The sequence below is a fragment of the Proteus sp. G2609 genome, assembly GCF_963896135.1.
Classification (GTDB): domain Bacteria; phylum Pseudomonadota; class Gammaproteobacteria; order Enterobacterales; family Enterobacteriaceae; genus Proteus; species Proteus mirabilis.
In genome coordinates this window covers 32,670-57,375 of sequence record NZ_CAWQNB010000042.1, presented here as the reverse complement: position 1 = coordinate 57,375, position 24,706 = coordinate 32,670, and the positions used below count along the sequence as shown (strand labels likewise).

Sequence of the window (24,706 nt, the reverse complement as noted above, 5' to 3'; positions counted from 1 at the left end):
CATAGCGATGTCTATGTATATAGAGTAGCTAAGCTTTTAAAAATGCCACACTCTACCTGATAAAAAGCGAGGCGCAACAAATTATTTTTCTAAGGAGCATAAATGATGTCGACACAAACTACACCTATTTCCGCAGAGATGCTACTTGAAAAAGCGAATAAAATCATACGTGAACATGAAGACTATTTACAAGGTATGTACGCAGATTCTGTTGAACAAAAAGGCAATGTACTGGTATTTAAAGGCGAATTTTTTTTAGATGAACAGGGTTTACCCACGGCTAAAAGTACCGCTGCATTCAATATGTTTAAACATTTAGCACATGTGTTATCTGAAAAATACCATCTAGCGTGATGATGTTTGCTGACTATTTTGGCACTTATTGCCAAGAAATCGGTTATTAACTATCAATATAAGATATAGAGAAGATTTTCAGAGCCTATCAATTCAATATGTAATATCAATTATATTTATTTTCTCTTTATCGCTATATTGAGTCTTCCTAGAAAGAGGAAATATTGCCCGATTGTTGTTAAAAATTATCAATTATTTTTATGCCAGTGTGTACCTCACTGGCTTTTTTTATTCGAAAAACGCTGAATAAATAATAAAAAAATAGCGATACTCAGCTTACATCTAACTGCTGAATATCGCTAATTTGATAGCAACACGTTATTTGATAATGCTTATAACAGTGGGTTTTTACCCCTTTGTAGCCAACGCATCATTAATTTATCCACGCTTTCCATTGCGCCACCAGTAACTCGTTCTACCATTTTTTTCTTCAGGATATATTGAACGGATAATACTTCAAAATCATTAATACGACTGATGAGCCAATCATCGCTGACCCCCACTTCATCAATCAGCCCTTTATCTACAGCATCCGTTCCATACCAATACTCGCCGGTTGCAACACTATCGATATCTAATTCAGGGCGATATTTATGTACGAAAGACTTAAATAGCAGATGAGTTTCATTGAGATCTTGTTTAAATTTCTCACGACCTTCATCCGTATTTTCCCCTAATAGGGTTAACGTGCGTTTATATTCACCGGCAGTATGTAACTCAACATCAATGTCATTTTTCTTTAATAAACGATGAATATTGGGTATTTGAGCGACCACACCGATAGAGCCGATAATCGCAAAAGGTGCCGCAACAATTTTATCAGCGACACAGGCCATCATATAACCCCCACTGGCGGCGACTTTATCGACCACTGCAGTTAATTTGATCCCTTTATCTTTTAAACGAGTTAACTGGGCTGCTGCTAGGCCATAACCGTGAACCATACCACCGGGGCTTTCAAGACGAAGCAGTACTTCATCACCCGCTTGTGCCACAGAGAGGATAGCGCTTATCTCTTCACGTAATGCACCAACTTCATGGGCATCCATGCTACCTTTAAAATCAATAACATATAAACAAGGTTTAACAACGCCTTTGCGCCCTTCTTTAGCATTGTTTTTACTCAGTTTTTGCTCTTTCTTTTGTTGTTTTTTAAACGCTTTATGCCACACTTTTAATTCAGCCTCATCCATTTTGGCTTGTTGCATAACACGTTGTTTATCGTGGTAAGACTCAGCAAGATCAGTCACCTTTAATGTGCCTTTTCGATGTTGCTTTTTACTACCGATAACCACAAAAAACGAAACAATAGCAATAATAGCGACAACAACTGTCGCAATCTCAGCTAAAAACAGTCCATATTGTAAAATATACTCCACAAAGGCCTCTTTTAAGGTTAATAAAACACAGTGAAATTATAGCACCTAGTTTAACGAAATTTTACGCTGATGCCAGTAACAAAGGCGCCATTCTGGCAGTTATTATCTGTATCACTAGCCGTTAATCACTTTAAAAATGAGTCGCTAAACTGGTTCTTAAGCACATAAGACGTTACACTTTATTTATTTTTCAATAAACAGGATATTAATATGTTGCAATATCAACCCGATCATACCGTATTAAGAGATAAAATAATTCTAGTAACGGGGGCTGGTGATGGCATAGGTAAAGAAGCTGCTCTCACATATGCTCGCTATGGTGCGACATTAATCTTGTTAGGACGTACCTTATCTAAGCTTGAAGATGTACAAAATGAGATTATCACTTCAGGCGGGCAACAACCGATGCTTTACCCTTTAGATCTACTCACCGCGAGCGAGAACGATTATCAGGAATTTGCTGATACTATCGTAAAACGTTTTCCTCATTTGGACGGTGTATTACAAAATGCCGGCCTACTCGGTGTCGTTGAGCCGATAATTAACCAACCAAGTACACTTTGGCATGATGTGATGCAAGTCAACGTTAATGCAACCTTTATGTTGACTAAAGCCTTAATCCCCCTAATGCTTAAGGCACCTCATGCAAGCCTTATTTTGACAACCTCCAGTGTAGGTCGCCAAGGCCGTTATGGTTGGGGGGCTTATTCTGTCTCTAAATTTGCCACAGAAGGCTTAATGCAAGTGTTACATGAAGAATATAAAGACAGTAGCTTGCGTATTAACTGCATCAATCCGGGTGGAACACGCACCAGTATGCGAGCAAGTGCCTTCCCCGATGAAAATGCACAAAAACTTAAAACGCCAAAAGATCTAATGCCGTTATATCTCTATCTAATGAGTGATGACAGCATTGAAGTGAGTGGTCAATCTTTAGATGCACAACCCGATCGTAAAGCCGGACCTGCTGAATAACTTGAGAATATAAGGTTTATCCTATGAGTGATGCACAACACCAACAGCGCCAACAACGTTTGAAAGAAAAAGTTGATGCCCGAATTGCGCAGGCGCAACGCGAACAAGGCATTTTGATGATTTTTACTGGTAATGGTAAAGGGAAAACCACTGCCGCCATGGGAACCGCTACACGTGCGGTTGGTCATCATAAAAAAGTCGGTGTTGTGCAATTTATTAAAGGGACATGGGAAAATGGAGAACGTAATCTTTTAGAACAAGCCGGCGTTCCCTTCTATGTTATGGAAACCGGTTTTACATGGGAAACTCAAGATAAAGCTGCCGATACACAAGCCTGTTTAAATACTTGGCAATATGCACTGCAATTACTCAATTCACCTGACTATGATTTAGTTGTCTTAGATGAACTTACTTATATGATCAGTTTTCATTATCTACCACTTGAAGATGTGGTTGCGGCTATTACTTCTCGTCCTGATCATCAAAGTGTTATTATTACAGGACGAGGCTGTCATAGACAATTAATAGAATTAGCAGACACCGTTACGGAAATGCGCCCTATTAAGCATGCGTTTGACAGTGGTATCAAAGCACAAAAAGGAATTGATTGGTAGAATAAATGCGTATAATAAACTCGTATTATGTGTTCAGATTGCCGTAATATATTTATATCAATACAGGTTCACCTAATATACCTGCACCAAATATTCTTCCGGTCTCTTTTATTAATTGAAAGTAGGCTTCTTTATCATCCAGTATATCATTTTGTATTTGTTGGCTATAAATCCATGCCATAGACATGATATGCAGATGATAAATATTATAAAGCTCTTGTTTCTTATCAGGATCACGAGACGCTAAATACGAGTAAACTATTTCATAAATAGTATTAGCTTCTTGTACTAATTCTTTATTATTAAAATTTATTTCACTCAGTGTAGGATTAAAATCCTCAGTACGTGTATCTTTTTCATTTATCCAACTAAACTGTTCTTTCTTAGCTTGTTTGGTTAATAAATCGTGATTATTATCGAAATGAATACCATAAGGATATTTGGCTAAAAACGTTTGAAACTCCTCTTGAGAGAAGCATTTAGTCAATACATTGCCTACCCCAGAATTCTTCCAATCTGGTAAATAAGGAGGAATAGGCTCATTTAATGGAATGTCACAACGAAAGATATTGTTGTCGATAAACACAGCATCTGTGCTATTAATGGCACCATGTATTAATTGTCCATTGATCCAAACAGAGCGCGTATCTAAATAAAAGTGTTCTTTATTTTCTTCTGAAGTAAACACGGAAGTAAAGCTATAGTATATTTCCTGAGAGGGATTAATAATCCCCCCATTATTTCCAGGGTAAACCATAAATACTTTCTTTTCACCTGAGTTTGATTCTAATATATGCTCTCCATTGGTTAATGTTATTTTTTTTACCTCACCTTTATTAATCGAAAAATGATTAGTATCAATTTTAAATTGTAACGGCACATTGTTATTGTTACTGATATAAAAAATGCCTGTTTGTGTTGTCGATGTTGTTGCCTCATCACAGCCTAAACTAAGAAAGTTCATACACAACACTGTTGTAAAATAAATATAACGATGCATATTATCGCGTATACCTTATCGTAATAAATACAAATAAAATATTAATATGATAGAAACAGCTTATCATCGTATTAATATAAGCATCATAGTTTTATTTATTATAAAAATAAAGCTATCAAAAAAAGAAGTCTGCTAAAAATTAGCAGACTTCTGTATCTAACTGAAAATTTAATTTGAATTTATCAATAATTATTCGTTTATTTGCTTTTACTTCCCGCTGATTGGCGGCGGCTTGAGGCACGCTTAGCCGGTGAAGTTGAAGTACGCGCAGAAATTTTGGTATGACGTTTCACCGCCCGACGAATTTGATTTGCTTTAATTCGACGCTGATCTTTTTCGACAGCCACTTTGGTTACTGTCTCATCGTTTAGTTCCACCAGCTGGCGTAAATAGTTAATTTGATTTAAGCCTAGCTCAACCCATCCGCCACGTGGAAGTCCTTTAGGCAAATCAATATCACCATAACGAACACGAATAAGGCGACTAACCTGCACACCTACCGCTTCCCACATACGACGGACTTCTCGATTGCGTCCTTCCGTTAGCGATACATTGTACCATTGGTTAATGCCTTCACCGCCGCGATAAGAAACCGAACGGAATGACGCTGGTCCATCTTCTAATTGTACCCCACGAGTCAATTGACGAATTTTTGCATCATCAATTTCACCAAAAACACGTACCGCATATTCACGCTCAACTTCACGACTTGGGTGCATTAAGCGATTGGCTAACTCACCATCAGTGGTAAAGAGTAATAAACCACTGGTGTTAACATCAAGACGACCAACGGCTATCCAACGCGCACTATTTAAACGCGGAAGACGTTGGAATACGGTCGGTCTGCCCTGTGGATCACTACGTGTACATAGCTCACCTTCTGGCTTGTAATAAGCTAACACTCGACAAACATCTTTTTGTGCTTCGCGAATACTTAATATACGACCATCTAAACGGATTTTGGCTGTAGAATTGGCATCAATACGATCGCCTAATTTTGCCTTTACGCCATCAATACTGATACGGCCTTCTTGAAGATAGCCTTCAATCTCACGTCGAGAACCATGACCAGAACGAGCAAGAATTTTTTGTAATTTTTCAGTACGTTGCGATTTATCGCTCATGAAACAACCTCATGTGTCGCCTTCACAGGCGTCATAAAATAAATTAGTTTTAAAATCAATCAGGTAAAAAATAACCCATGTTTATTAAACTGTTTAACAAACACAGGTCTATTGATTCAGGGATAAGCCATGCCAAAGTGACAATAAAATGAGCATGACAAATAAAATCGTGTCGATAAAATAGCGCCTAAGGCTTCCATCGTTACTATGCCGTTTACTTCAAAAACAGCTTTCTTGATGTCACTAACCACAAGATGCGCCCAATGGCTTTATCGCAGTGCGTAAATTTAACACAAGCAATAAATCTCTTCACCTTTTATCTCACTATAATAAGTCCCCTATGATGCATTTACCAAATTTAAAAGGTTATTGAAAAGGCGTAATATCGCCCATTCCTTCACGGACAATAACGGGGCTATCTTCTGTTAAATCAATCACCGTGGTTGGCTTTTGCCCCAAGTAACCGCCGTGGATCACTAAATCAACCTGTTTACCCAATAAGTCATTAATCTCTTCCGGATCTGACTCTGCAAAATCATTACCCGGTAATATTAAGCTGGTAGACATTAATGGCTCACCGATATTTTCTAATAATGCCAGCGCAATAGGATTAGAAGGTACACGTAAACCAATTGTTTTACGTTTATCATTCATTAAACGCTTAGGTACATCTTTGGTGGCTTTTAAAATAAAGGTGTAGTTACCAGGCGTATTATTTTTAATTAAACGGAAAACAACATTATCAACATAGGCATAAGTGGCAATTTCTGATAAATCTCGACACATTAGAGTGAAATTATGATGTTTATCGAGTTGGCGAATTCGACAAATACGCGTCATCGCATCTTTATTATCCAAACAACAACCTATCGCATAGCCTGAATCTGTTGGATAAATTACCACTCCGCCTTTACGTAAAACATCCGCACTTTGTTCAATTAAACGAGCCTGCGGATTATCAGGGTGAATGTAAAAAAGTTGGCTCATATATCCCTCAACGACTTTTTGATGTTATCCCTGCCATAATGTCCATACAGGTTCAACATTAGCGGGTAACCATAAATTACGTCCTAGCTCTATCCACGAGCAAGGGCGATGAAAATCAGAACCTAACGAAGCTTTAAGATCATAAGCTTGTGCTAAAGCTGCGTGTTGTTCTCGCTCTTGTGGTGGTTGTTGGCATTGTGCCACTTCTATAGCATCACCACCTTGTTGTTTAAAATAAAGCACTAATCGCTTTAACCATTTAGAGGATAGACCATAGCGACCAGGATGTGCCAATACCGCAACTCCACCCGCTTGATGAATAGCCGTGACAGCGTCACCAATTGAGCACCATTGTGGCGGTACATAACCTGTTTTTCCTTTTGCTAAATAGCGTTTAAATACTTTATTGACCGATGCCACATGCCCTTCATTAACCAAAAAACGCGCAAAGTGTCCTCGTGTCACTTGCCCGCCTTTCGCTAGGGCACTTGCTCCTTCCCATGCCCCAGCAATACCCGCTTTAGCTAAACGTTCGCCGATCATTTTAGCGCGAGTTTCACGGCATTGGCTCTGTTTTGCTAGGCATGTCGTCATGGCTTGATGTTCGATATCAATCTGTAATCCAACAATATGAATTTCTATATTCTCCCACAAAGTCGATATCTCGACACCTGATATCAAAGTTAAAGGTAAACTTTTTTCTGCAATATAATTTTTGGCAGGTTGGATAGCAGCAGTAGTATCGTGATCGGTTATCGCTAATACCGTAATTTGTTTTTCAATGGCTCTATCGATTAATTCATCAGGTGAGAGCTCGCCATCTGATGCAGTAGTATGGCTATGCAGATCATAAATCACGCGTAAATCAGATAGCAATTCAGTCATTCCTTCTCCCTGTTTATCCTCAGTGATACAACGAATTTTTAAGAGTATGCCATAAAGTACTTGACGAACCTAATATAATCCAGTTTACTAGTACACAACATGAGCTAGTCTATTAAATATAAACTTATCATCCGCTGTAAGGAGATCTTATGAATATCAATCAACGTCTTATTGCTCTGTGGTGGCGCAAAACTCTTTTATGGGCGGTTTGATCTCCTGCTTAGCATCAGTGATATCTAAAACCCGCCTACCGCGGGTTTTTTTATGTGCCAATTTTGTGCTTATCAGCACCAGAAAAAAGAAAATAGAGCGATAATAATGAATACTTCACTTGCATTCCCATTAACAACTAAGGTAACGGCATTGCCTTATCACAGCGAGCCGGCGTTACTTTTCAATACGTTGTGTGAACATCGTCATCACACCTTATTGTTAGAATCCGCACAAATTGATACCAAAGCCAATTTAAAAAGTTTGTTAATCGTTGATAGTGCATTACGTATTAGTGCAAACAAAAATCAAGTGACTGTCGATGCGTTAAGTCTCAACGGCCAATATATCTTAGCGTTATTAAAAAACGCACTAAAAGAAAAAAGCACACTCTCCGTAGAGCGAGCGGAACAATGTGTATTTACTTTTGCATCATCATCTTTCCCACAAGATGAAGAGAGCAAGTTAAAAGCGGCTAGCGTATTTGATGTTTTACGTTTTTTCCTAGCAAATAGCGCTGCAAAAGAAGCCAATGCTGTTTTTGTGGGAGGGTTATTTGCCTATGACTTAGTGAACGGATTTGAATCCTTACCTGATTTAGAAGCGGTTTTTTCTTGCCCTGACTACTGTTTTTATTTAGCTGAACAGTTAATTGTGATCGACCATCAACATCATCATAGCCAATTAATTTCCGTTGCCTTTACGGATAATCCACAAGAGTGTCAGCGTCTTGATACCCGTCAGGCACAATTAGTTGCACTCGCACAGCAACCTTTAAAACAACCACAACGTCAACCATTAACACCTCAGCAAGCGGTTGTAAGTAGCAATATGAATGACGAAGAGTATGGTGCTATTGTTGAAGCGATGAAAACCTATATTCGTCGTGGCGATATTTTCCAAGTTGTTCCATCGCGCCGTTTTCAAATTAACTGCCCCTCACCACTGGCTGCCTATCAAGTTTTGAAACAAAAAAACCCCAGTCCCTATTTGTTTTATATGCAAGATGCGTTATTTACCGTTTTTGGTGCGTCACCTGAAAGTGCGTTGAAATATCAAGCAAGTGATCGCCAAATTGAAATTTATCCTATCGCAGGTACACGCCCAAGAGGTCGCAATGCCGACGGCTCAATCAATGCTGATTTAGATAGCCGTATTGAGCTTGAAATGCGCACAGATACCAAAGAGTTATCAGAACACCTTATGTTGGTTGATTTAGCACGCAACGATTTAGCGCGAATCTGCCAAGCTGGAAGCCGTTATGTCGCCGAATTAACCAAAGTAGATCGCTACGCTTTTGTTATGCACTTAGTATCAAGAGTGGTAGGAACATTACGTCATGACTTAGATATTTTTCATGCCTATCAAGCCTGTATGAATATGGGGACACTCTCAGGAGCACCGAAAGTCAGTGCTATGCAACTGATTGCACAATATGAAAAAACCAAACGAGGCAGTTATGGCGGTGCAATTGGCTACTTTACTGGTAACGGTGATTTTGATACTTGCATAGTTATTCGTTCTGCTTATGTAGAAAAAGATATTGCAACTATTCAAGTGGGCGCTGGTATTGTGCTCGATTCTGATCCCAAAATGGAGGCAGAAGAAACTCGCAATAAATCACAAGCGGTTATCAATGCCATTTTACAGGCGCATGCTGAAACTCACATGCAGGAGGCTTGCTAATGGCGACGCTCTTACTACTCGATAATATCGACTCTTTTACTTATAACTTAGTCGACCTTTTACGCAGTCAACATCATCAAGTGATCATCTATCGCAATGATGTCAGTGCTTCTTTTATCGAAAAACAATTAAACCTGTTAGATAACCCTATTCTTATGTTGTCTCCCGGCCCTGGTACACCATCACAAGCGGGTTGTATGCCTGAGCTACTTAATCGCATGTTAGGTAAATTGCCTATTATTGGTATCTGTTTAGGGCATCAAGCCATTATTGAAGCTTATGGCGGTAAAGTCTCTTCTTGTGGGGAAATTTTACACGGTAAAGCTACGCTCGCCACCCATGATGGGCAGGCGATGTTTGAACATCTGCCAAATCCTCTGCCCGTCGCTCGTTATCATTCACTCTCTGGCGAAATTGTGCCTGAGCAACTTATCGTCAATGCGTGGTGTGATAACACCGTGATGGCCGTGCGCCATCGCCAACATCGAACTTGTGGTTTTCAGTTTCATCCAGAATCAATTTTAACCACTAAAGGCGCACAACTTTTACAACAAACCATTACATGGGCACAAGCACCAAGAGGAGACGCATAATATGGATACTATCTTCAATAAATTATTTGCAGGACAACAATTAAGCTTAGAAGAGAGCCAAACACTGTTTAGTGCGATTATTCGTGGTGAATTAACAGAATCACAGTTAGCAGCGGTATTGATTAGTATGAAAATGCGTGGTGAGCACCCTCAAGAGATTGCCGGAGCGGCTCGTGCCCTATTGGATAATGCCTCTCCTTTTCCACGCCCAGATTATCTGTTTTGCGATATTGTGGGTACTGGCGGCGATGGAGCCAATAGCATCAATATTTCAACAGCCAGTGCGTTTGTCGCGGCAGAAATTGGTCTAAAAGTGGCTAAACATGGTAATCGTAGCGTGTCTAGTCGCTCAGGATCATCAGATTTATTAGCGGCATTTGGTATTCCGCTAGATAAAAGTGCCAACGATGCCCGCCAATTGTTAGATGAAATTGGACTATGCTTTTTATTTGCGCCGCTTTATCACAGTGGTTTTCGCTTTGCCGCCCCTGTGCGCCAACAGCTAAGAACACGCACGCTCTTTAATGTGTTAGGCCCATTAATTAATCCAGCGCGTCCGCCTTTAGCATTAATTGGTGTTTATAGTCCTGAATTATTAATGCCTATTGCAGATACCTTAAATGTCTTGGGCTACAAACGTGCGGCAGTGGTCCATAGTGGTGGAATGGATGAAGTGTCATTACATGCTCCCACACAAGTGGCTGAGTTACACAATGGGGAAATCACTCGTTATCAATTAACCCCAAGTGATTTTGGTCTGCGTCCTTGTGCGATAAGTGATCTTGAAGGCGGTACACCTGAGGTTAATCGCCAATTATTGGCTAATTTACTGCAAGGACAAGGTAAACGCGCACACACTGAATCCGTCGCTGCCAATGTCGCCTTATTAATGCGTTTACACGGACAAGAAGATTTGAAAGCCAATACCGAAGTTGCTATGCACGCAATCTATAGCGGTAAAACCATTAATCGAGTTAATGCGCTAGCCGCAAGAGGATAAAAATAATGACTGTATTAAATGCCATTGTTAAAGATAAAGCCGAATATTTAGTTGCACGTAAAGCACAGCAACCTTTATCAACCTTTATAGATAAGATTGCGCCATCGACACGCTCATTTTATCAAGCATTAACACAATCACACCCAGTGTTTATTTTAGAGTGTAAAAAAGCATCGCCTTCAAAAGGGATTATTCGCTCTGATTTTGATCCTGTTGCCATTGCGAAAATTTATCAACCCTATGCAGCCGCTATTTCGGTACTGACTGATGAAAAATATTTTCAAGGCAGTTTTGATTATTTACGTCAAGTCAGTGATGCCGTTCATCAACCTGTTTTATGTAAAGATTTTATTATCGATGAATACCAAATTTATTTAGCTCGTTTTTACCAAGCTGATGCCATTTTATTAATGCTTTCTGTTCTTAATGATGAACAGTACCGTGCGCTTAGTGCCGTTGCTTACCAATTAAACATGGGAGTATTAACAGAAGTGAGCACCGAAGAAGAGCGTCAGCGAGCCATTGAGCTTAAAGCAAAAGTGATCGGGATTAATAATCGTAATTTACGTGATCTCTCTATTGATTTATCTCGTACCGAACAACTTAGCCAAGGTTTACCGCAAGAGGCTATTGTTATCAGCGAATCTGGAATTCATACCCATCAACAAGTTAAAACACTAAGTCAATATGCTAATGGCTTTTTAGTGGGCAGTGCCTTGATGTCACAAGAGAATATTGCCCAAGCGGTAAGAGCACTTGTTTTGGGAAAGCATAAAGTGTGCGGCTTAACCCGTACACAAGATGTTAAAGCGGCCTATCAAGCGGGTGCCTATTATGGAGGATTAATTTTTGCTGAGAAATCACCACGAAGAGTGACGCTGTCACAAGCGCAATTATTGGTAACACAAGCGCCATTAGCTTTTGTGGGCGTTTTTCAAAACCAATCTATTGAGCTGATTTGTGACTATGCTAAACAACTTAATTTATCTGCGGTTCAGTTACATGGCGCTGAAGATGCACAATTTATAGCCCAACTAAGGGAAAAAATCGCTCCACAATGTGAAATTTGGCAAGCGCTTAATATGGCTTATCACCATGATATTCAGCACATTGCGCAAGTTAACAAATATGTATTAGATAATGGTACGGGTGGCACAGGCAACACCTTTGATTGGCAAACTATTCCGCCTACTTTACGCCATAAAGCATTACTTGCAGGTGGCCTAAACAGTGATAACTGTTTAGACGCTCTAAACACCGGTTGCTTAGGACTTGATTTTAATTCAGGGGTGGAATCTTCAGCAGGTATCAAAGATCCACAACGTCTATCGCAAGTCTTTACACAATTACAACAAAGCAAATTTTCACAAAATTTCTGACAAGGACAACATCACAATGAGAAAACTTAATCCCTACTTTGGTGAGTTTGGTGGTCAATATGTACCAGAAATATTGATCCCTGCATTAGATCAACTTGAACAAGCCTTTATTGACGCACAAAACGATCCGTCATTTCAGCAAGAGTTTCAAGATCTACTCAAAAATTATGCAGGTAGACCAACGGCACTGACACTCTGTCGCAATTTGACCCAAGGTACTCGTACCCGTTTATATCTAAAACGTGAAGATTTATTGCATGGCGGTGCTCATAAAACAAACCAAGTATTAGGCCAAGCACTGCTAGCAAAACGGATGGGAAAAACAGAGATTATTGCAGAAACGGGCGCTGGGCAACATGGTGTTGCCACTGCGTTAGCTTGTGCTCTGTTAAATATGAAGTGCCGTATTTATATGGGGGCAAAAGATGTTGAACGTCAATCACCCAATGTATTTCGTATGCGTTTAATGGGTGCCGAAGTTATTCCGGTGCATAGTGGTTCATCAACATTAAAAGATGCGTGTAATGAAGCGTTACGTGACTGGTCTGGCTGCTACGAGCGTGCTCACTACTTATTAGGCACTGCAGCAGGCCCGCATCCTTATCCCACTATTGTTCGCGAATTCCAGCGCATGATTGGGGATGAAGCTAAGGCGCAAATTTTAGCCCGTGAAGGTCGTCTCCCTGATGCCGTTATCGCCTGTATTGGCGGTGGCTCTAACGCCATTGGCTTATTCGCCTCATTTATACCAGAAACCTCAGTACAATTAATTGGTGTTGAGCCGGCAGGAAAAGGGATCGAAACAGGAGAGCACGGAGCACCATTAAAACATGGCAAGTTAGGCATTTATTTCGGTATGAAATCACCGATTATGCAAACCGAAGAAGGCCAAATTGAAGAGTCCTATTCTATTTCTGCAGGATTAGATTTCCCATCCGTAGGCCCTCAACATGCGCATTTAAACAGCATTGGCCGTGCAGATTATGTTTCTGTAACAGATGATGAAGCCATTGAGGCTTTTAAAACGCTATCACGCCGTGAAGGGATCATCCCCGCATTAGAATCGTCACATGCTCTGGCCTATGCGTTGAAACTGATTGCCCAAAATCCAGATAAAGAACAACTCTTAATTGTCAATTTATCCGGACGAGGTGACAAAGATATTTTTACTGTTAACGATATTTTAGCTGCACGAGGAGAAATTTAATGAGCCGTTATCAATTATGCTTTGAAGCATTAGCACAAAAACAACAAGGCGCGTTTGTTCCCTTTGTCACTTTAGGTGATCCCGATGCTGAACTGTCGTTAAAAATTATTGACGCATTAATTGAAGGGGGTGCAGATGCGTTAGAGATAGGCATTCCATTTTCTGATCCACTGGCTGATGGCCCTACTATTCAAGGGGCAAACTTACGGGCATTAAATGCTAATGTCACCCCAACCCTCTGTTTTGAGTTATTAAGCCAGATCCGCCAAAAACACCCCACTATTCCGATTGGACTATTGGTGTATGCAAATCTTGTTTTTAGCAATGGCGTTGATAATTTTTACCATAAATGCCAACAAGCGGGTGTTGATTCAGTACTGATTGGTGATGTTCCCTTGCGTGAAGCAAAACAATTTCGAGAAGCGGCATTAAGCGCGAATATTGCCCCGATTTTTATTTGCCCGCCCAATGCAGATGATGAGTTATTACAAGAGTTAGCCACCAGCGCAGAGGGATATACTTATCTATTATCAAGAGCCGGTGTTACGGGGACAGATAAACGAGCAGAACAGTCACTCACTCATTTAACCAGTAAACTTAAAGCTTATAATGCACCACCCGCATTACAAGGTTTTGGTATTTCTGAGCCACAACAAGTTTCACAGGCCATTAGTAATGGTGCATTTGGCGCTATCTCAGGATCAGCCGTTGTACAAATTATTGAAAATAACCTACATCAACCTGATGTGATGTTAAAAATGTTGACGCAGTTTGTGCAACAAATGAAAGCCGCAACAATAATCGTTTAAGTCTAAAATTATTATCGCCGTCTGCTTAGAGAAAACTTTTTCCTAAGCAGATTTTTCCTAATTTAATCATTAACAATCGACCATCACTTCCCCATCAGCCTCTATTCGTAGCGCGAGTAATGCTTGATTCGCCTGAACAAGCATAAAACTATTTTTGCTCAGTCAGTTGGCAATCTGTCATTTCTTGCACATACTTTATATAGGGTATACAGCTTTAGGTTTTCTATTCAGTAGTACTCAATCAATAATGTCATTATAAGGAGTTTGATAATGAAACTATGGGCAAAAATTTCTACCGTATTAGCGGCATTACTTATGGCCATGACTTTATCTGCATGCTCTCCAACGGCAACATCAGAAGGCACTGGGGGATATTTTGATGACTCGGTGATCACCACTAAAGTAAAAACAGCTTTAATTGGTGAGAAAAACCTAAACTCAACACAAATTAGCGTTGAGACATTTAAAGGTAAAGTTCAGTTAAGTGGTTTTGTCTCTTCACAGGCTGATGCAAATCGCGCCATAGAAACCGCACGTAAAGTCACTGGCGTTAAAGGTGTCATTAACTCAATGGTTATCCGTTAAGCTATTTTTTATAAGTCAGTAAGAAAAAAGCCACTTCGGTGGTTTTTTTCTTGTCTCATCTAAAGCAATCCACACTCTTTGGTATGAAGATCAATTTTTGACAAATTCTCTGTTTTACTAAAATTAGCCGTTTCTTTTTTACGGGTAAAACACCCCAAAAAAAACCGTTAAAACTAAAGTTATACTTATCTTTTTTCGATGTTATTTTCACCACACTGGTGACTTTCACTTAAATTTGATGCGACCATCATTTTCTTAATAGTACTATTCAATATCAGTAATAATATTTTTGGCCAATTTAGGCGCTATTTTTTAATTATTATTAGGCAATATCATACGCAAATAAAACATGTAAATAAAATACATCTATAAATTCCCATTTATGCGAGCCAATTAAATGCTCATCGAGAATAGTGATTATTTTTTTAACTAATAAAAAATATAAAGATGTATTTTTAATACACCATTAAAATATACCTCTATTATTTTAGTTATAATCAGCTAAGCCTTAATACACATAATAGAGGTAATAAAATTTTTTAGTCTAAACACGATCACTGTAGATAAGCAATTATGATTAACACAGATAAAAAAAAGCGGAGCCACTGCCCCGCTGATACTTAATAGCATATTCTGTTATTGCAAGAATAATTAGAAACGATAACCAACACCGAACATAAACACAAATGGGTCTAAGCGAGTATCCACTTTATAGTGGTTTCCATCGCCATCTTTAAATTTGACATCGGTTTCGATATTCATCCACCAAACAGAAGCATTCAGCATCCAGTTTTTATCTAGGTTATAGTCTAAACCTGCTTGTGCTGCAAAGCCCCAAGAGTTTTTAAGATCAAGATCATTTAATCCAAGTTGGCCTACCGCTGGATTATTATTGAATTTTTCATCAAAGAAGGTCGTAAAGTTTAGACCTGCACCTAAATAAGGGCGTAATTTATCTTCAGCACCACCAAAGTAATACTGTGCCATTAATGTTGGCGGTAAATGTTTAACTTTAGCAATTTCACCCACACCAGTTAAAGAAACTTTATGCTCAAAAGGTGTTGCTGCTAATAACTCAACCCCAATATTATCAGTTACCATATAACCAAAGGTTAAACCTAATTGAGTGTTGTTATTAGCATCAAAATGCCCACCTAATATAGTATCTGAACCTGTATTAGGACGAACTGTTGCAGTACCCGCACGGAATAAAAAATCACCCGCTTGATGAGCAAAAGAAATAGACGGTGCAAGTGTTGCAGCCGCTAGAATAAGCGCAGAAAGTTTTTTCATTATTTAACCCATTCCTGTAATAAGTAAAATCTCCGCTAAAATATACCCATTAATAAGTAATTATGATCTAATGCCGATCACAACTTTGGAATTATTTTTGCAGAAAGTGTTATTCCTCTCTTTATTATTTATGATGCTGATTATTTATAATTGATCCACATCAAATTTAGCATTAATACAATATTTTCTTATAATTAAATTTATTGTTTTTAAGAATCATTAAATAAAAGAACCTCATTAAAAGATGATATTTGACAACATCGTTATTTAATTGTTAATTTAATGTTTCATCTGATTTGATTATTTAATTTTCATTCACCAAACGAATGAAAAAAACCTTTCAATAACAATAGCTATAGAAATAACAGAAATGATCCCTTTTTGTTGTCTTAAAAGGTACAATATGTCCCATTGACTTAGTCTATTTGTATAGGAGCAGTTTCATGCCTACCCCGGCACGCACAATCTACCGTGATAGTCTTAACTTTTATAAAAATGAACAACGTAGCATTATCACGCTATCTGCAGTTTTGGCCCTCATTTTAGCTGTCATATATCTATTGGTTGGCCCTAATGCACAAGAATCACAAATAATTAATGACTTTATTATTAATTTTCAAAAAACCAGATTCGCTGATGTCTCACCCGCTGAATTAGAAGCGATGAATAACAGTGTTATTGGGGTATTTCAAAAGGTCTTACTGGTCTATGTTTTTGAGCTTTTTCAGCAAAGTATTCTGGTTTTAGTGATTTTAATGTTGGCAATGGCACTTTCTGCCGGTCATAACGTGACATTGAACCAAACGTTTAATGCCAGCTTACCCCGTTTACCGAAGATGTTTCTGCTAATTTTGCTCTGCTCTATTTTAATTAGTGCAGGCTTTATGTTGATTATCCCTGGTATCATTTTATTAGTGGGATTTGCACTAGCGCCAGTCGTACTGGTACGCCAACAATCTATTGGTAGCGCAATACGTCTAGGCTGGAAAATGGGCTTTGGTGAATCAGGGGCGCTGATCCCTGCCTTAGGAATTTGGATTTTATTACAATTTGGGATTGGCTTCTTAAGCAATATTACGGGTGAATTGCCTAACATGATCCACAAATTTTTATATTATTTTTTAAAGAATATTACGTCTGCATGGATGATTATTTATCTATTCCGTCTGTTTATGCTGACTGAAAATAAATATATCACCAAGTAACCCCCTCGCAGCAAACAATGCCGTGCTAATGTGATTAATAGATTAGCACGGCATTTTTATTAACATAATCATTTAAAAACAATCAATTAACCTTACACACCTATCCAGCCACTAAACCCCATGTTATACATTCTATCCACCCGTTTCCGTATCCCTGATGAAAGTAGCTTGGTTATCTTCAGCAAACGGCACTTGTTGTTGCTGTTTGTGTTTTTCTTTTATTTGTTGTCGACTTTGATATAAACGAATAACAAAATAGAGATCGGGTGCAATAATTAAATCATCATCATTGATAGTGATCTTGTTACGTGCAATCCAACGATTTAATTCTGTTCTGCGCCCAGCCAATACCAATTTAACGCCTTTGATCCTAAGCTCTCTAATTAGCTCATCAATAACAGCAAAAACACTCACATCGTCATAAGTAAAACTTACGGTAGCATCAACCGCTAACCATGCAGGACGTTGTGGCGCGCTGTCCACTAGCTGTAGTACCCGCTTTTTAAAATAGCCAACATTGAAATAGGTTAAGGGGGAATTAAAACGATACATCATCAATCCTGATATCGATTCAATGCCGTTACCTTGGTTGATTGAGTGGATCATTCCTTGTTCATCAACACCTAATAACTGATCACTTGGGCGGAATACAATACGTAAAAATTGCAATAACCCAAGTAACACAGCAAAACCAATGCCGTTGATCAATCCCGCTAACAACACCGCTAATAAAGTAAACGTTGCTAAGGTAAAAGCTTGTCGATTTCGTTTACGATAAGACCAAATATGACGAATACTTAGCAATGACCAAGAGGAAACAATCAGCACAACGCCTAAAGAAGATAACGGAATGTAGGCAATAAAGTCGGTCATAAAAAGCAACACAACTAAAATCACTAACGCTGCCACAATAGAGACCAATTGTGTTTTACCGCCAACAGAATCATTTACCGCAGTACGGCTGCTGGCGGCACTTACTGCAAATCCCTGCGAAAGTGCCGATGCGATATTAGCAATGCCTAATGCCTTTAATTCTTGGTCGGCATCAACATCATAGCCATTTTTGCTAGCAAAACTTCTTGCCGTCATCATAAAGCTAACAAAACTAATCACCGCAAGGTTAATGGAAGGAACAATTAATTCACGAAGTGATCCAAGATGAAAGCCACTCATTGAAACGATGGGTAAAAAGAGATCACCGTTGTCTGCTTCTTTATCAACAATAGCAATCCCATAATTGACTAAATCAAATTGCCAACTTAAATAGGTCATCACCACCATAGCAATTAACGGAGCGGGCCAACGTTGTCTAAAATGACGAATACCTAATAGTAATGCTAAGGTTAGCGCCGACATCAACAGTGTTGGCCAATGTGCTTCTTTTAATCGAAAAGGTACTTCAAGTAATTTTTCAATTAAATATTCTGGGGAGGTGGTAAAACCAAATACTTTACTCAATTGCCCCACCATGATAGTGATGGCAACGCCATTTAATAGACCTTGTAATATAGGTCTAGAGAGAAAGTCCGTAAATGCGCCAAAGCGAAAATGACTCGCAAGAATGCACCAAAAACCGGTCATTGCAGTCATTATAATGGCCAGTTGCCAACGGGTATTTTCATCCCCCGCAGAAAGAGGGATGACAACTGCGGCTATCACGGCACAAGTTGCAGCATCAGGGCCAGTAATTAATTGGCGTGAAGTGCCAAATAAAGCATACATGATCATGGGTAAGATACAGGCGTATAATCCCACAATGGCATTGATACCGAGTAATTCGGTATAAGCGATAGCAACAGGCAATGCAACCGCAGCAACAGAAAGCCCTGCTTTAATATCATATCCAAGATATTCACGCTGATAATTAAACAATAAGCCTAATCCAGGCATCCATTTTATTATTCTTTTTCCGTTCATTGATTTCCTCTTATCTGAATTACTTTTTCGCGCATTCATCAAAAAGTCGCGTGAAGAGATAATGGCTCAATGAATCATATACTAGAGTGATGTTTTAATCTCCTACCATAATCAATACTTTATCTTTAAATGACACAAGATTAAATTAAACCTTATATTCAATGAGTTAATCTAATATAAAACCGCCATATTGTGATAAATAAGCCTGATCTTATTAAAGATATGCAATTGTTTACCCTTTTCATGTCGCTTTGCATTAGAATAACCTAGTTTATAAATTTAACGACAATAGGTTTCTATCGGTTATGAAAAACGGCTGGCTTAAGCAATTACTTGATTTCGCTCCACTATTAGTGTTTTTTATCTTTTATAAATGGCAAGATATTTTCTATGCTTCTGGCGCATTAATTGTAGCAACATGGATCTCAGTCGGTTTAACATGGCTTATTTTCCATAAAGTCGAAAAAGCACCACTGATCACCGCAATCGTTGTAACGATATTTGGTACATTGACTATCGCTTTCCATTCAGATGTCTTTATTAAATGGAAAGTCACCGCAATCTACGCCATTTTTGCGCTAGTGCTTATTGCGATGCAACTCTTTACGCCGAAAACATTAATGGAAAGAATGCTAGGTAAAGAATTAGCGATGCCAGCGACTAATTGGAAAAAACTCAATATCGCTTGGGTACTGTTCTTTTTAGCTTGTGCGCTGGGTAATCTTTATGTCGCATTTTCTTTATCTCAAGAAACTTGGGTAAACTTTAAAGTCTTTGGGTTAACAATATTAACCTTAATCTTTACTGTGATTAGTGTTGTGTATATCTGGAACAACCGGTTACCCGAAGAAGAGACGAAAGAGGAATCAACAGAAAGTCATACATCTGAAATATCAGATAACGGAACAACATCAACATCTAAAGTATTACATAAAGATGTGACATCTAAATCTGAATAATGACCTCTATTTTATCGGGAGACTGCCTCAAAGGAGTCTCCTTAGTTTTAACATTGATAGATAGTATTTCCCCATGACTGAACAACAATCTTTGCCTAATGGTGAGCTAGTATTACGTACGCTTGCCATGCCAGCTGATACTAACGCCAATGGTGATATTTTCGGTGGCTGGATAATGTCTCAAATGGACATTGGTGGTGCCATTTTAGCGAAAGAAATTGCCTTAGGTCGCGTTGTTACTGTAAGTGTAACAGGCATTACCTTTCTAAAACCTGTTGCCGTTGGCGACGTCGTTTGCTGTTATGCTCGTTGTTTAAAAACCGGTAACTCTTCAATTACTGTTAATATTGAAGTGTGGGTTAAAAAAGTAGCAACCGAGCCGGTAGGTCAACGGTATCGTGCCACTGAAGCCGTATTTACTTATGTGGCAGTCGATGAGAATAATAGCGCTCGTCGCCTACCTGAAGGTAAAACCAATTTTACCTTAGCAAGTACCATGGAATAACCTTTTTAAGCTCAATAAAACCAACAAAAAAGGCACTTATCAAAAGTGCCTTTTTTATCATTTAGTGATGTGAAGCTTTATCAATCAATGGCTTCTTATTAACTTGCAGAAACACCATCTATATTAAAATCAATGATAACCACTTTACCTTTATAAGGGATTTTCTCATAACGCCATTGACGCATTGCTTTTCTCACTTCACGCTCAAAGACATTTTTTGGGTTAGCAGAGAGAATTTCTACATTATCTACCCGTCCATCGGCATCGATATCAAAGCGTACTTTTATTGAACCCTCAATACCCACAGCCTTGGCACGAGAAGGATAGATAGGTAACCCTTGGCGAAGCACATTAGGTACTTTCCCTTCCCCTTGGCTAGTTGTCGCAACAGGCTTTTCCTCACCTTTATTACTCGGTGTAGCGTTGGGATTAAGATTTTTCATCTCATTTCCCTTGTTCAGCGCCAATGGCTGTTGCTGTGGCCGTTCGACAGGTGGCTTTGGTTTTTCCACCGGTTTTGGCTTAGGTTTTGGTTTGGGTTCGGGCTTCTTCTCTATCGGTTTTTCAATCACCGGTTTTACATCTGGGATCGGTTCTGGTTCTGGCTCAGGTTCTGGCTCGACAACAGGCTCAGGCTCCGGAGGCGTCACCTCTTCAACTACAGGCTCAGGCTCTCCTACTGGCTCATCTGCAGCAAAGGCTAGCATCTGTATAGAGATAGGTTCTGGTGCAATTGGCTTATCTTCTACAACATACAGTATGGCAGCCGCAACAAGCGAGGCATGCAAACACAGTGATATAAATACCCAAAGCTTAAAGCGCATAACTGATCTTATTTCACCTAAACAAAAAATAATGCCTCTAGTTTAAATGCAAATAGCAATCATATTCAATAACGTTTATCAAAATGATTGCTATAACAACTAAAAAAGCTAAAGATCAATTTAGTTCGGTGTATTGCACGAACAACAGCGCTCTATGTTTTCTAGAAGTATCAAGCTTACGCATTTGGTAAATACGTAAGTTACGGCGTGATTGACCCTCTAACCAACGGCGACGGCGACGTAACGCTTGTCTCATCATTCGCCAACGTGCCACTTCATTCCTGCTATGTCTCATTGCAATCAATACCTATTTTTTCAAATAAGTGGTGTATTATAGGACGTTCATTTTATGATCCAAGGGGGGATTGATAATTTGCCTTATTTTTTATTTATGCTTTATACCTTTCTCTCAAAAATAAAATGTATCAAAATAAGTATCTAGCGACTTATTTGATGTTTATCTCTTACCAGAGAGATTTGACAGAGAAAATAATCCTGATTTAATAACAACATTTGGCAAATAATAGAAATAATGAACTATTGTTAGTAAATTGCCTCCGACCTATTCATGCGATTCTTTTTCAACGGAAAATAGCTTTACTATGACAACATTTTATACTGTATTAAGTTGGCTAACTTTTTTCTTCTATTGGCTATTGATCGCAGGGGTCACATTTCGTGTCCTAATGCATCGACGACCTGTCACCTCAACGATGACATGGCTACTGATTATTTATATCCTCCCTTTAGTCGGTGTTATCGCCTATTTTGCCTTTGGTGAACTTCATCTTGGTAAACGCCGTGTCGAACATGCTAGGCAGATGTGGCCTTCCGTAGTTGCCTGGCTTGAAGAATTAAAAAAATGTAAACATATTTTCGCTAAACACTATAGTGATGTTGCGGAGCCCATTTTTCAGTTAACCGCTAAACGCCAAGGTATTAATGGTGTAAAAGGTAATAAGATCCAGCTACTAACAACTTGCGAAGACTCATTAAATGCCATCACGCGTGATATTAATAATGCGCGCGATAATATTGAAATGGTGTTTTATATCTGGCAATCCGGAGGATTGGTAGAGGAAGTCACTGAAGCCCTTATTCAAGCGGCTAAACGTGGTGTAAAATGTCGCATTATGGTGGATTCTGCAGGAAGCCGTAGTTTCTTTCGCACCAATGGCCCTGCAAGAATGCGAGCCGCCGGCATTGAATTTGTCGAGTCATTACAAGTCAATCTGTTCCGTTTCTTCTTGCGTCGTATGGACTTACGTCAGCATCGTAAAATAGTATTAATTGATAACTACATTTCCTATACCGGCAGTATGAATATGGTCGACCCACGCTATTTTAAACAAGATGCGGGTGTCGGTCAGTGGATTGATATTATGGTCAGAATGGAAGGCCCTGTTTCTACGACACTGGGTATTATTTATGCTTTCGACTGGGAAATGGAAACCGGTGAACGCCACTTACCACCGCCGCCAGATAACAATATTATGCCATTTGAACAAGCAAATGGGCATACTACACAGGTGATTGCCTCAGGCCCCGGCTTTCCTGAAGAACTCATTCAACAATCATTAATTACGGCCATCTATTCAGCCAGAAAAGAATTAGTCATGACAACCCCCTACTTCGTGCCAAGTGACGATCTGGCTCATGCCATTTCAACCGCCGCTATGCGTGGTGTGGATGTCAGTATTATTGTGCCACGAAGTAATGACTCTTTCCTGGTACGTTGGGCAAGCCGAGCCTTTTTTACTGAAATACTTGAGGCGGGTGTAAAAGTTTTTCAATTTGAAGATGGCCTATTACATACAAAAAGTGTGATGGTTGATGGTCAACTGAGTATGGTTGGCTCGGTTAACCTTGATATGCGTAGTTTATGGCTTAATTTTGAAATAACTGTTGTGATTGATGATGAATGTTTTGCTAGTGATCTTAGCATCGTACAATATGATTATATTGCCCGTTCAACACAACTTACTCTTGATGAATGGGAAAAACGTCCATTTATGAATCGGGTGTTAGAACGCCTTTGTTATTTCTTTAGCCCACTTCTCTAGAAAGAGTGATACAATCAGCTCAGTAATTATATCAACAATAAAATAGTTAGCGAAAACAGCTAACTATCGATATAAATAGCGCGACAATATTGACATAATTTATAGGCATGACCATGAACCAACCAACCTTAATCAGTGAAGAAGAAGCTTTAGAACAAGCCTATGATCTCTTTTTAGCGCAAGCCGCTGATAATCTTGATGTAGCCGATCAGCTGCTTTTTAATTTACAATTTGAAGAACGAGGTGCGGCTGAAGTTGTTACATTAGGGAATGATTGGCAATTTATTGTCGGTTTACCTGTTTCATCAGCCCGGTTTAGTGAAGTGATTATCGGTCTTGCACCGGATGAAAACGCCGATATTGATGATATTTTTGGTCGTGTATTAATTAGCCGTGATCCCCTGCAACCTATGTACCATATTATTTGGAAATCTTAACTTCTTAATAACCACACAAATTGTCTGTTTAACTACACTGGCGAACTTATCAATTTTAATTTGTTTAAAAGTAGCTTATATAAAGACTAAAAAGGTCGCAAAAGCGACCTTAGAAAATATATTGACTATCGTGTGTGACACCTTTGATTAAAAACGATAACCGATACCCACTACCCAAGTAGTAAAATCAATATCATATAGTTTGGAGTATTCATAAGAAACATCAATAGCTAAGTTAGTGATTGGGTTTACTTGTACACCTAATCCATAAGCCATTGATATCTTATTTTCTTTTTCTCTTTCATCATAGTAGTGAAAGTCTTCATGAAAATAGCCAAAACCTATTAGTCCATATGCACTGACATAATTGTTAAGGCGGTAACTTGGACCTGCCGTTAACGAATAGTAGCTAATCTTTGAAGTACCTGCATATCCCCAATGATCATAACCATCATTTTTATTTTTTGCATATGAAAACGAACTGATAACGCCCCAATCATTAGCTACTTCATGATTATATTTTAAGTTAATACCTTTAAGGTTATCATTTATTAAATCTTCATCGACTTTCAATTTAGATTTAGCATACCCTATCGACACTGTATTTTCTAATGTTGCATAAGCATTAAAAGAAAGAGTAGAAACAACGAGTATTGAAGTTGAAAGCAAAAAATTAAATTTCATTTTTATTCTCTATATAAAATAACAAAAAAACT

The 24,706-nt window shown here is 38.8% G+C and carries 23 protein-coding genes and 1 pseudogene; 14 read left to right on the top strand and 10 right to left on the bottom strand.

The features are described 5' to 3' along the window. Positions 1 to 105 precede the first annotated feature (105 nt). Complete coding sequence (locus tag AACV01_RS16460) at positions 106 to 354, top strand: YciN family protein (protein ID WP_036896103.1); 249 nt, start codon at positions 106 to 108, stop codon at positions 352 to 354. 332 nt (positions 355 to 686) lie between these two features. Here the strand turns inward: AACV01_RS16460 and sohB are convergent, their stop codons facing one another. Next, a complete protein-coding gene (gene sohB, locus AACV01_RS16455; protein WP_004243049.1) occupies positions 687 to 1,733 on the bottom strand; it encodes a protease SohB in 1,047 nt (348 codons plus the stop codon). A 213-nt stretch (positions 1,734 to 1,946) separates the two neighbouring features. On the opposite strand from sohB, the gene AACV01_RS16450 reads away from it, so the two are divergent. Together AACV01_RS16450 and cobO are read left to right on the top strand one after the other, a co-directional pair. Next, entirely contained in the window at positions 1,947 to 2,708 is a 762-nt protein-coding gene (locus AACV01_RS16450; RefSeq protein ID WP_026090429.1) for a YciK family oxidoreductase, read from the top strand. Positions 2,709 to 2,731: 23 nt separating this feature from the next. Next, on the top strand, positions 2,732 to 3,322 hold the full coding sequence (gene cobO, locus AACV01_RS16445; RefSeq protein WP_004243052.1) for a cob(I)yrinic acid a,c-diamide adenosyltransferase: 591 nt from the start codon (positions 2,732 to 2,734) through the stop codon (positions 3,320 to 3,322). Between the two features lie 52 nt (positions 3,323 to 3,374). Here cobO and AACV01_RS16440 read toward each other — a convergent pair whose 3' ends face one another. From AACV01_RS16440 to rnm, 4 genes are all read right to left on the bottom strand, one after another. Further along, on the bottom strand, positions 3,375 to 4,286 hold the full coding sequence (locus AACV01_RS16440) for a hypothetical protein (protein WP_223878685.1): 912 nt from the start codon (positions 4,284 to 4,286) through the stop codon (positions 3,375 to 3,377). A gap of 233 nt (positions 4,287 to 4,519) precedes the next feature. Next, entirely contained in the window at positions 4,520 to 5,446 is a 927-nt protein-coding gene (gene rluB / locus AACV01_RS16435; RefSeq protein WP_004243055.1) for a 23S rRNA pseudouridine(2605) synthase RluB, read from the bottom strand. Between the two features lie 366 nt (positions 5,447 to 5,812). Beyond that, positions 5,813 to 6,433 (bottom strand): L-threonylcarbamoyladenylate synthase, encoded by a 621-nt coding sequence (locus AACV01_RS16430; RefSeq protein ID WP_004243057.1) that lies wholly within the window; start codon positions 6,431 to 6,433, stop codon positions 5,813 to 5,815. Positions 6,434 to 6,457: 24 nt separating this feature from the next. Further along, positions 6,458 to 7,318 carry an RNase RNM gene (gene rnm, locus AACV01_RS16425; protein ID WP_004243058.1) on the bottom strand — a complete coding sequence of 287 codons (861 nt, stop codon included), beginning with the start codon at positions 7,316 to 7,318 and terminating at the stop codon, positions 6,458 to 6,460. A 318-nt stretch (positions 7,319 to 7,636) separates the two neighbouring features. Here rnm and AACV01_RS16420 point away from each other — a divergent pair, with 318 nt between their 5' ends. From AACV01_RS16420 to AACV01_RS16395, 6 genes and pseudogenes are all read left to right on the top strand, one after another. Continuing rightward, the gene (locus tag AACV01_RS16420; protein ID WP_060555495.1) at positions 7,637 to 9,214 is read left to right on the top strand and encodes an anthranilate synthase component 1; all 1,578 of its coding nucleotides are present in this window, start codon (positions 7,637 to 7,639) and stop codon (positions 9,212 to 9,214) included. Continuing rightward, positions 9,214 to 10,807 (top strand): annotated as a pseudogene (trpD, locus tag AACV01_RS16415) (bifunctional anthranilate synthase glutamate amidotransferase component TrpG/anthranilate phosphoribosyltransferase TrpD). Before AACV01_RS16420 ends, trpD begins: the two are co-directional and overlap by 1 nt. A gap of 5 nt (positions 10,808 to 10,812) precedes the next feature. Further along, positions 10,813 to 12,186: a bifunctional indole-3-glycerol-phosphate synthase TrpC/phosphoribosylanthranilate isomerase TrpF gene (trpCF, locus tag AACV01_RS16410; protein WP_161682178.1), complete on the top strand. Its 1,374-nt coding sequence runs from the start codon at positions 10,813 to 10,815 to the stop codon at positions 12,184 to 12,186. Positions 12,187 to 12,202: 16 nt separating this feature from the next. After that, the gene (gene trpB / locus AACV01_RS16405; RefSeq protein ID WP_004243066.1) at positions 12,203 to 13,393 is read left to right on the top strand and encodes a tryptophan synthase subunit beta; all 1,191 of its coding nucleotides are present in this window, start codon (positions 12,203 to 12,205) and stop codon (positions 13,391 to 13,393) included. Further along, entirely contained in the window at positions 13,393 to 14,202 is an 810-nt protein-coding gene (trpA, locus tag AACV01_RS16400) for a tryptophan synthase subunit alpha (protein WP_046334291.1), read from the top strand. Before trpB ends, trpA begins: the two co-directional genes overlap by 1 nt. A 270-nt stretch (positions 14,203 to 14,472) precedes the next feature. After that, complete coding sequence (locus tag AACV01_RS16395) at positions 14,473 to 14,787, top strand: BON domain-containing protein (protein WP_004243069.1); 315 nt, start codon at positions 14,473 to 14,475, stop codon at positions 14,785 to 14,787. A 651-nt stretch (positions 14,788 to 15,438) separates the two neighbouring features. Here AACV01_RS16395 and ompW read toward each other — a convergent pair. Then, a complete protein-coding gene (ompW, locus tag AACV01_RS16390) occupies positions 15,439 to 16,080 on the bottom strand; it encodes an outer membrane protein OmpW (protein ID WP_004243071.1) in 642 nt (213 codons plus the stop codon). 443 nt (positions 16,081 to 16,523) lie between these two features. Here ompW and AACV01_RS16385 point away from each other — a divergent pair, with 443 nt between their 5' ends. Then, positions 16,524 to 17,285: a YciC family protein gene (locus AACV01_RS16385; protein ID WP_004243072.1), complete on the top strand. Its 762-nt coding sequence runs from the start codon at positions 16,524 to 16,526 to the stop codon at positions 17,283 to 17,285. 132 nt (positions 17,286 to 17,417) lie between these two features. On the opposite strand, the gene AACV01_RS16380 is transcribed toward AACV01_RS16385, so the two are convergent. Further along, positions 17,418 to 19,202, bottom strand: a complete 1,785-nt coding sequence (locus AACV01_RS16380; RefSeq protein WP_046334290.1) for a SulP family inorganic anion transporter — start codon at positions 19,200 to 19,202, stop codon at positions 17,418 to 17,420. 305 nt (positions 19,203 to 19,507) lie between these two features. Here AACV01_RS16380 and AACV01_RS16375 point away from each other — a divergent pair, with 305 nt between their 5' ends. Beyond that, positions 19,508 to 20,161: a septation protein A gene (locus tag AACV01_RS16375; RefSeq protein ID WP_046334289.1), complete on the top strand. Its 654-nt coding sequence runs from the start codon at positions 19,508 to 19,510 to the stop codon at positions 20,159 to 20,161. A gap of 73 nt (positions 20,162 to 20,234) precedes the next feature. Next, positions 20,235 to 20,666 carry an acyl-CoA thioester hydrolase YciA gene (gene yciA, locus AACV01_RS16370; protein WP_004243075.1) on the top strand — a complete coding sequence of 144 codons (432 nt, stop codon included), beginning with the start codon at positions 20,235 to 20,237 and terminating at the stop codon, positions 20,664 to 20,666. Positions 20,667 to 20,764: 98 nt separating this feature from the next. Here the strand turns inward: yciA and tonB are convergent, their stop codons facing one another. Both tonB and AACV01_RS16360 read right to left on the bottom strand, forming a co-directional pair. Next, positions 20,765 to 21,490 carry a TonB system transport protein TonB gene (gene tonB, locus AACV01_RS16365; protein WP_004251049.1) on the bottom strand — a complete coding sequence of 242 codons (726 nt, stop codon included), beginning with the start codon at positions 21,488 to 21,490 and terminating at the stop codon, positions 20,765 to 20,767. 115 nt (positions 21,491 to 21,605) lie between these two features. After that, positions 21,606 to 21,785 (bottom strand): YciY family protein, encoded by a 180-nt coding sequence (locus tag AACV01_RS16360; RefSeq protein ID WP_004248137.1) that lies wholly within the window; start codon positions 21,783 to 21,785, stop codon positions 21,606 to 21,608. Positions 21,786 to 22,092: 307 nt separating this feature from the next. Between AACV01_RS16360 and cls the strand changes: the two genes are divergently transcribed. Together cls and AACV01_RS16350 are read left to right on the top strand one after the other, a co-directional pair. Next, positions 22,093 to 23,553 (top strand): cardiolipin synthase, encoded by a 1,461-nt coding sequence (gene cls, locus AACV01_RS16355; RefSeq protein ID WP_004248139.1) that lies wholly within the window; start codon positions 22,093 to 22,095, stop codon positions 23,551 to 23,553. Between the two features lie 107 nt (positions 23,554 to 23,660). Further along, entirely contained in the window at positions 23,661 to 23,990 is a 330-nt protein-coding gene (locus AACV01_RS16350; protein WP_012367973.1) for an HI1450 family dsDNA-mimic protein, read from the top strand. Positions 23,991 to 24,137: 147 nt separating this feature from the next. Here AACV01_RS16350 and AACV01_RS16345 read toward each other — a convergent pair whose 3' ends face one another. Next, entirely contained in the window at positions 24,138 to 24,674 is a 537-nt protein-coding gene (locus AACV01_RS16345; protein ID WP_004243080.1) for an Ail/Lom family outer membrane beta-barrel protein, read from the bottom strand. Positions 24,675 to 24,706 lie beyond the last annotated feature (32 nt).